Source organism: Candidatus Burkholderia verschuerenii (assembly GCF_001189365.1).
Taxonomy (GTDB): Bacteria; Pseudomonadota; Gammaproteobacteria; order Burkholderiales; family Burkholderiaceae; genus Caballeronia; species Caballeronia verschuerenii.
This window is the reverse complement of the sequence record NZ_LFJJ01000228.1, coordinates 1-8,460: the sequence shown is the minus strand read 5'-3', so window position 1 is coordinate 8,460 and position 8,460 is coordinate 1. Positions and strand designations below refer to the sequence as shown.

Here is an 8,460-nt window from a genome sequence, read left to right as displayed (position 1 = left end):
TCAAGGGGCAAACCGGCGACGCGCTGCATGCGGTGCTGTGTGCGGCCGGCTACAACCTGCGCTGGCTGCTGCGCGCGATCGTTCGTCTGGGCCTTGGCCCTATATTCTTTTTGCTGCTCGCGTGGGCGCGTTTTCAGCTCAACGTCATGCCTCAACCTCTACTCGTGCGCTGCAGACCTGGCTGAGATGTGCGTTTACGTCTGCACCAGACTGCGTCGTCGGGTCCATTCCGGCAAATTCAATTTTGCAGGCCCGACTGATTAGCTGCCGAGCCCAGTGATGCACAACACCGCCACATGCTTCCATTCCGATGAGGCGCGACGCACGATTCGCGAAGTGTTCGAGAAACATCGCTCGCTTGATCGGCTTGTTCACGATCTCTCCGCTTTCCGGATCAATGTAGTGCACCTGAGAAACCTGCTTGGCAATGTCGACACCTACGGCCATACTATTCATTGTGGATCCTCCGGTCGCCGGGAAATGCAAGCATTTTCCACCCGGGCACATCGATGCCGTTGGCCCGTGAGGATCCCCCCCTCAGCTCATACGATCACGGGTGGGACGCGTTCATTTCATTCTTACGATCACCGGCTGGCGAAGATCAAGAAGGGCGACCTTGCCTGCAAAGCAGAACGCCTCCCGGAAAGGACCGGATGGATGCATCCTCACAGTCGAAGATGCCAGCGACACCGTCGCTCAGGGCGGTCCTGAACCGGTATCCGACGACGTGCCGGAAGCGCAGGAACGCGAGGACGAAACTCGGACGCTCGGTCCGGCTCGTTCGACCTCAGGACTCACGAAAAGCTCGTATGCGCTCCGGACAGTCGCGCATGATGCCCTGGGGCAGCTCACGCGCAGATGCTGACTATGAGCGTGGTCGTCGCTCCACACAGTATTCGCAGATGAACCGCCGATTCCAGCAGCGGGGTCCGTCTCGATACGATGCGGCAGGAACTTTGCAAGATTTCAGGCGCGACCTCCGGCGCGCGCGTTTCAACGGCTCAAATAAATCGCGCCGCCAATGTCTTCGGACGGGGGGCAGGATCGAAGCATGTTCCTAGTTTAGATGTCTGTAAAAATTGAGCCTTTCGTCTGGACGTCCAACAATAAGATCTCCCGAGCACGTAAAGCAATCGTTTTCAGGTGGGCCAACTTCGATCTCTTGTGATGTTTCGGCCCGCCAACGTTCCCAGTACAGAATGCGACTTTCGCTGCCAAAAGACGCATCTATCTCGTTCGCCATCGACTTGGCCCAAGAGAATCACGATTTTTTTTATTAAAATAATTCAATGGTAATCTACAGTTAACATCCTGAAAAGATTGTGATGACATGTCGTTTCGGTACTTTTTTGAGCATCCCTTACTCTAGCGATGAAGCATTGGTGCCTCCGTACGCCATCATTGAGTACGAGAGCGATAATCGCGTTGAAACGGCTCACCACCAAAATTTCAATTTTGGCGACTAAACCCAGACATTATTCTGGAAGAGATAATTCACGACTTAGTTGAGAGCCACTTGATCCTTATGTCCTGAATGCGGCTTGAGAAGATCCACGGTTCAGTTCAAATAGCTACTATATCGCCCAGTCAAAGTGCGTGGTCGAGATAAGTCGCGCATTAATCACCGAACTGATGACTTGAAAATTATACTCGATCACGACACTTCAATCAGAATGGAGGCATGGAACATGCAAAAGCGGTTTTGTTTTTTCGCACTCCTAGCATTAATGTTTTCGCTTGCAGGGTGTGATGGAGATAGCGCTGGCACAACAAAAACGACATCCACGTCCGGTGGTGCGTCGGCATCCGGTGGTGGAGCTTGTCTGGCACACAAGGGCGATATCGATTTGTCAAAATAATCCGAATTGGAAGTTAATTTCTAGCACCATTCAAGCAAATTGTTCGGAGGAGAACATGGATCGCAGAGCATCAATGGAGACATTGGCGGCGCACGATGAATGCCGTTCGCGTCCCAGAAGGTCTTTTCTCAAAAACAGCGTTGCTTTCGCACTAATGCCAGTTTTTCATCCAGGGTATGTATTCGGACAGACGGCATCGGCAGTTAATTACACCATTACTATTCCCGATTGGGTTGCGACTTTAAAAAGCGACCTATCGACAATGGCTGAGATACTTGAATGTACGGTGTTGCCATGGTCCGGTCCCAATCTCGCTGCTACTCCCGAACAGTTTGGCTATACGGTGTCGAGTACTCCAACTCAGACGACTAAATGCATACAAACAGCCATTGATTTTGTCAGTGCCAAAGGTGGTGGTACGGTAAATCTATCGAACGGCGATTATGTGTCCGGGACCATCATATTGAAAGACAATGTTCGACTGTCTATCAACGATGGTGCTCGTCTGATTGGAAGCACTAATCCGAGTGACTATCTCAGGCTGGTCCCTATTACCCAGACCGAGATGGATACATCTTATCAGCAATTCTACTCCATAATCTATGCTGAGCGGGCCACTAATATTGCAATTACCGGCGGTGGCATCATCGATGGTCAAGGAGAAAAATACCCAAGAAAGAACAACGATTTCGGAACAACATTTCGCCCGTTTGGAATTCGGATCATCGAGTGCAACAAGGTACATGTTAGTAAGGTAACGCTGATTAACGCAGCTTCATGGATGCAACTTTATCTTTCATGCAATAATCTTTTGGTTGAAAATATTACAGTTTCTAACATCTCTAACATCAATAACGACGGCATCGACATCGACGGTTGCAAATCAGTTATCGTGAGAGACTGTGTTATCAACTCCGAAGACGACGGAATTTGCTTCAAAGGGTCCGCAGGAGGCTTGCTGCAGAATGTACTTGTAAGAAACTGCCAATCCTACAGCAGCACAAATGCACTCAAAATTGGAACCGACACGCAAGGATCGTTTAACAATATCCTTGTCTATAATTGCACTTTCGGCGGCCCTAAAACCGATCGCACGTTGCTTTACAAAGAACTGGGACTTCATTACGATACATTCGATGTCAAAGGCGGCATTTCTTGGGAGAGCGCGGATGGCGGCTCGCTTTCAAACATTCTGGTCTCAAAATGTACAATTAACAACGCGCTCAGCCCGCTTTTTATCGGAATTGGAGACCGATTCCGGCTCATGCCCGGCCAGGAAAAACCTCCCGTCGGAAGCATTCGACGAATTGTGTTTGACCAGATTTCTGGGGAAAACAACGGTCCGAATGGCTCGTGGTTTTCGGGCTTCAAAGGCAAGCCTATTACCGATGTTGTGTTGACTAATATCAGTCTGGGCGTTAAGGCGTACACGGGTAAAATACCGAATGCCCGGGGCGAAATAGGTACGGGATATCCTGACCCCGGTGGCAATCCCGTTCCGGCGTACGGATTGTGGGGACGTCATATCACGAATCTTACGCTTTCGAATTGCAACTGGAAACTCACCGGCACAGATCCGCGTCCCATGATTCAAATCGAAGCAACATAAGACACATTCGGCCGAATTGAGTACCAAACAGCCGCTAGCGTATCGATAGCGTTTATATCGAGCGGCAGAAAGCGACGGTGTGGGCACGCGAGTGTGCGTTCTCGCTGCTCCGTGCAAGGCTATTATTTCGCTACTCCTTTCGTGAAAATAATAGCTTTAAACATCAACGTGACGCCCTCCAGGATTCAATTTCGGAGTTCCACGTAAGGCGCCGCTTACCTTCCGCGCATTCCATCAAACGGAAAGTTCCTGCCGCCCATCTTAGGCGTAGCTCGAGCAAAAGTCATGGACGTCCGCAGGTCTCGCAGCGAATTAGGTCACCGGGTCCCACATGCGCCGATCCTTGCTGCAACGGGTTGCCGGACATCGAGATGTCCTCGACGCTATCCGCTGATCGTTCCGCAAGTGTCGAAGGAGCGATACCGGAGATGCTGGTCCGAACTGGCCTGATCGTAAGAATGAAATGAACGCGTCCCACCCGTGAATGTAATAGCAGAGGTAAGGTGGACCCTCACGGGCCAACGGCATCGATGTGCCCAAATGGGAAATGCATGCAGTTCCCGACGACCGGAGGATCCACAATGAATAGTATGGGCGTAGGCGTTGACATAGCCAAGTTTGTTTTTCAGGTGTGCACACACGGCTTGTCCATCCGTTACCGGTTCTTGAACAACAGGCACGAATGGTGACGGGACCTCCGGTGCGCAAGTCCGCGTTGCTGGTAGCGTGACACCGTTCGGCACAGTGCGTGATCGTTCGAACTCGCTCTCAACGGAACTCACAGCAGCATGTGCTTTCTGGTGGCGCGTGATCCATCCACGTAGAAGGTTTGGGTTCAAGTCAAATTCCATCGCCGTACGCGCGATCGAAACGCCAGGCTTCATGCACAGCTGAACCAATTCCTCACGAGCTTGTGGGTCGTATTCTCTGCGACCGTCCCGCTTAGCCCCGACTACCAGGTGACTGCGCAAATTTCGATCTTCATCCATGTACTCTGATCCCAGCTGTCCACGTGGACACATAGCATCAGAGAATCACTCGTTCGTTGCTAGGGCGTCCTTTAAGGACCGCATACCTTCAAAGTCGGGATCGTTGGACACCATTTGGGTATCGAGACGATGTGGCCGAATGTCGTGCTTGCGCCAGATATGTTGCACGGTCATGAAGGGCACGCCCAATTGCGCGGCCAACTTGCGGCTGCTCCCGTGCGTCGAGCCGTCGGCGGGTTTGCGCCGCAGTGTGTAGTCGAGCACTCGCGCCTCAAGACCCGCTAGGTCATGGCGCGACGACCCGGGGGCCTGCCGTATAGGCCCGCCAGACGCTCAGTAGTCGCCCCTGCAAAATTCAGTTTGCCCAGTGGCGAAGCGTTGTTTGACGCCAGCGCCCGCCCCACAGCTTGAATGGTGTGCGAATGCCGCGTGATTTTTGTTTGGTGAACGTGTCGGCGACGAATAGAATGACGAGCGCATAAAAGGCCTTTAGGCCTGAACGTGCAATGACTCGAAGCAACCAACGCAGGTTATAGCCGGCCGCGCACAGCACGGCATGTATAGCGTCGCCCGTTTGTCCCTTGAGCCAGCAGCGGCGCATGCCGTGATCGTGTTTCACATGCCCGATGATCGGCTCGATGGCCTGTCGACGTTTGAGCCAGCGCCGCTGCCGGTTTGAAAGCGTTTTGCTCTTGCCCCGGTGGATCAGTTGAACCGGGGCAATGTCGGCGTCCACGCCGCGATATCCGAGATCGGTCAGCACCGTCTTCACGCACGGGGCGCCTTGCACCTCTTGCAGCAGGATCGAAGTCTGTTCCAGCTGTTCGGCCAGCACATGCCAGTCATATGGATTGCCCGGGAATGCCCGTGCGCCGACGATCAGACCATGCCGCTCAGTGATTGCCAGACTGACCTTGACGCCAAACTCATACGGCTGACGCGCTTTGCCTTTGCCGATGCACTCCGCTTCCGGCGCATGCAGCGCGTAGAGCTTGTTCTTGTCCTTCGGACGCTGGCGACAGATGCGCCACCAAACCTTCAGAAATGCTTGCCGCTCGGACGGCAGCCCGGCCATCTTGCGTTCGATGTCGCGCAACACGCGGCCTAACACCGTACGCTGACGTTTGAGCACCCGACGCAGTCGTTTGAACGTAAGCGGTCAATTGCGGACGCCCTACACGTAATTCGCACGCTGTGATAGAAAGGTGTCCACCTATTTTTGGTGGACACCTATGGCAGAGAAAAACTCAGAGTTAAGAGTAGTCCGGCAGAGCCGAGATGGACGTCGTCGCTACGACGAGACAGGCAAGCGCGCGCTGATCGAAGCACGCTGCAGGCTCAAATCGTTTCTGCTTGCCCACGGCATTCATTACTTTGGCCGCCACAACTGGGGGCCCACCCACCGACGCTGGATAAGTACGTTCTCGTTCGACAGCGCATGGCAACAATTGGCGTTCAATGAACACCGGCGCACGATCGAAGACCGGCTCGCGCAATGTGAGAGGCTGGAGCAGGCATTGCGTGAATCTGTCATCAGCTGGCGGTTTTACCCAGTCGTACTCTCATTGCAAGCTATGCGCGGGATTAACCTCACGTCGGCGATCGGCCTGGTCTCCGAGCTGGGTGACCTGTCGCGCTTCGAGCATCCGCGACAGTTGATGGCGTGGCTCGGCGTGACGCCTTTTGAACACTCCTCAGGTGGAAAACGGCGGCAAGGAAGCATTACCAAGACAGGCAACAGTTACGCGCGAAAGCTATTGGTCGAATCGGCCTGGAGTTACCGCCATCCTGCCAGCGTGAGCATCGACATCCAGCGCCGGCATGAAGGGCTACCCAAGCCGATAGTCGACCGTGCCTGGGACGCGCAACTAAGACTGTGCAGACGATATCGCAAGCTCGTCGCCAGAGGGAAGACCGCGCACGTGGCCATCATCGCAATTGCACGCGAACTGGCGGGCTTCATCTGGGACGTCGGCCGATTGGGAATGACGCTGGCGTTACTGTCAAGCGCGCAATCTGCATGAACAAAGGGCTGTACGTAAAAAGACCATTCAGTACCAAGAGTTTCCTGAAGGCGGCGCAGCCCGGTATTCGAGTAACCCGCGACCGCGTTTGGCAACGGCATCAGTCGACTTGCGTAGCAAGGAAGCGGCAGGCTCATGAGACGGACCTCTGTAACGCGGCAACCAACCCGCGAATATCAGCGTGATCCACCGTCGAGTTTTACCGCTACGCCGCCCTCAGGAAATTTGCTTTGACCATGGAGTCAACGATGAAAACCGATCCAGATTGACACCGGGAGTCATATCAGCGCGGCATAGGAGCGCTGGACTGCAGGCTCATATCGGCACGCCTTGATGATCGCGCACTTTGCGTTATCGATGATGACCCGGCCGGGACAACCACCAAACCATTCGAAGGCGCGCCGGTGGCAGGCCAGACACGTCTCCAGTCTGCTGGTCCAGCACGATCTCGTTGTACTGGTGACGCGACCAGCAAAGCGTCATCACGAAGATCCACGTCTTGAGCGGAAGGCCGGATTCATGTGTAAGTACTGGGCCGGCGCCGAAGTCGACTTGCGCCGCGTCCGATGGAGGGAATTCGAGGATCGTGGTCGAGGTCACTGCGTTGCGCTCGGTGCCCAGACGGCGCAGCATGCGCTTCATGGCGTCGTAGCTGCCGGTTTAGCCATGATTGCGTTGGAGAGCGGCATGGATCGTGGTGCCCTGAACGCCCGCAGCCGCCCAGTCGCGGATCTGTTCACGGAACGGTTCTGCCGTCGACACGCAAGTGTGCGGCAAGTGCGGCGAGCGACCGAAAGCGCCAGCGATCGTGGCTGGATCCGGCAACGGCTGTGCCGGATCCAGCCATCCGAGCGCCTCGGCTTTGCGGCGCACGGTCGTCAACTTCTTGCGTCCCATCAAGCCGCCGCGCGCGATGTCACGGTCGGAATCGCCATGCCGCATGCGGACAAGGACTTGGCGGTACTCGAACAATTCGAACCTCCGGTTGGCCATGGACGCCCCGTTCAAATAGAACGGAGCGTACCGACGTGGAAAGTTCGAATCGCGTTCTCGCCCTGATGCTGCTGGTTCCTATGCGCCGCCCATCGAGTGTCCAATACGCCGCCCCCTCAGGTGGCGCCTTTACGCTGCCCTCAGAATGGCTCCATAGTGCCGCCCCGTGACAAGGGGCAAGTGATCTGCGAATTTGTTGACTAGTACCGATGCCAGAAGTCTGGCGGTTGGGATGCCTTTGTCGATGACGTGCGCTGGGACGAGTGCCTGGATTAGCGTCTCATAGTTGCGACATACCCATTTACCGCGAATGTGTCGCTCCACCGTAAATACGCCCGGCGCGTAATCCAACTTCTCGCTAATGTCTTCGCCGGTACGAACACGTTCGCATCCGCAATAGCACATCGTGTTGTCCGGTTCGTGACGGATGTCGACACGCGGCAACTGCGGCGGCAAGGGTGCGCGCTTGGGTTAAGTGGTCGGCCCTTCAGAATTAGTCGAAGTCAAGGGTGGCAAGGGGCCGCCGGAAGATCGTGTTTCCCAGAACTCCCAGAAGCAATATTGATCTGAATGGTTTCCTGGGAGTTTGGAACTTCGCCGATGAGCACGCCCGATTTCTTTCGCAGCCGCCTCGACACCATGATCGATCTGCGTCACCCGCTCGCTGTGCTGGCCAACCGCATGCCGTGGGCGTCGATCGAAGCGACGTTAGTGCCGGTGTTCGAGCGGCGTGCTCGTGAAGGTCGCTCAAGTGAGGCACTGGATCTGTTTGGCGTTGCACCGAAGCTCGCGGGCGCGGGCATGAGCGCGGCTGGGCGTCCCCGGCTCCCGATGCGCCTGATGGTCGGGCTGCGCTATCTGAAGCATGCGTACAACGAGAGTGATGAGTCAGTGTGCGAGCGCTGGGCGGAGAACGTCTACTTTCAATTTTTCTGCGGCGAGGAGTACTTTCAGCCGCGCCTACCGTGCGATCCGACCAACCTGGT

General features: G+C 55.1%; 5 protein-coding genes and 6 pseudogenes. 4 read left to right on the top strand and 7 right to left on the bottom strand.

Annotation, left to right across the window (positions count from 1 at the left end; genetic code table 11):
• Positions 1-185, top strand: a pseudogene (locus tag BVER_RS31900) (IS5/IS1182 family transposase); the annotation flags it as partial.
• Between the two features lie 76 nt (positions 186-261).
• Here the strand turns inward: BVER_RS31900 and BVER_RS30740 are convergent.
• Positions 262-456 (bottom strand): annotated as a pseudogene (locus BVER_RS30740) (IS110 family transposase); the annotation flags it as partial.
• Positions 457-1,749: 1,293 nt separating this feature from the next.
• Here BVER_RS30740 and BVER_RS25790 point away from each other — a divergent pair.
• Positions 1,750-3,468, top strand: a complete 1,719-nt coding sequence (locus BVER_RS25790; RefSeq protein WP_083452363.1) for a glycoside hydrolase family 28 protein — start codon at positions 1,750-1,752, stop codon at positions 3,466-3,468.
• Positions 3,469-3,851: 383 nt separating this feature from the next.
• On the opposite strand, the gene BVER_RS34565 is transcribed toward BVER_RS25790, so the two are convergent.
• From BVER_RS34565 to BVER_RS25780, 3 genes and pseudogenes are all read right to left on the bottom strand, one after another.
• Positions 3,852-4,457 (bottom strand): transposase, encoded by a 606-nt coding sequence (locus tag BVER_RS34565; protein WP_370444279.1) that lies wholly within the window; start codon positions 4,455-4,457, stop codon positions 3,852-3,854.
• An 87-nt stretch (positions 4,458-4,544) separates the two neighbouring features.
• A pseudogene (locus BVER_RS25785) lies at positions 4,545-4,795 on the bottom strand (IS630 family transposase); the annotation flags it as partial.
• A 17-nt stretch (positions 4,796-4,812) separates the two neighbouring features.
• Positions 4,813-5,607, bottom strand: a pseudogene (locus BVER_RS25780) (transposase); the annotation flags it as partial.
• A gap of 166 nt (positions 5,608-5,773) precedes the next feature.
• On the opposite strand from BVER_RS25780, the pseudogene BVER_RS25775 reads away from it, so the two are divergent.
• Positions 5,774-6,481 (top strand): annotated as a pseudogene (locus BVER_RS25775) (IS110 family RNA-guided transposase); the annotation flags it as partial.
• Positions 6,482-6,832: 351 nt separating this feature from the next.
• Here BVER_RS25775 and BVER_RS30730 read toward each other — a convergent pair.
• The 3 genes and pseudogenes from BVER_RS30730 to BVER_RS30720 all read right to left on the bottom strand — a co-directional run.
• Positions 6,833-7,123: a hypothetical protein gene (locus BVER_RS30730; protein WP_232316781.1), complete on the bottom strand. Its 291-nt coding sequence runs from the start codon at positions 7,121-7,123 to the stop codon at positions 6,833-6,835.
• Between the two features lie 18 nt (positions 7,124-7,141).
• Positions 7,142-7,453 carry a hypothetical protein gene (locus tag BVER_RS30725; RefSeq protein WP_157056223.1) on the bottom strand — a complete coding sequence of 104 codons (312 nt, stop codon included), beginning with the start codon at positions 7,451-7,453 and terminating at the stop codon, positions 7,142-7,144.
• A gap of 192 nt (positions 7,454-7,645) precedes the next feature.
• Positions 7,646-7,945: pseudogene (locus tag BVER_RS30720) on the bottom strand (IS66 family transposase zinc-finger binding domain-containing protein); the annotation flags it as partial.
• 99 nt (positions 7,946-8,044) lie between these two features.
• Here BVER_RS30720 and BVER_RS25765 point away from each other — a divergent pair.
• The coding region (locus BVER_RS25765) for a transposase (protein ID WP_370444278.1) at positions 8,045-8,460 on the top strand (416 nt) is incomplete at its 3' end.

Bases quoted from the DNA above. Each gene is read 5' to 3' on its own strand.
- BVER_RS25790 (WP_083452363.1), top strand. From the start codon at position 1,750: ATGGAGATAGCGCTGGCACAACAAAAACGACATCCACGTCCGGTGGTG.
- BVER_RS30730 (WP_232316781.1), bottom strand. From the start codon at position 7,123: ATGAAGCGCATGCTGCGCCGTCTGGGCACCGAGCGCAACGCAGTGACC.
- BVER_RS34565 (WP_370444279.1), bottom strand. From the start codon at position 4,457: ATGGATGAAGATCGAAATTTGCGCAGTCACCTGGTAGTCGGGGCTAAG.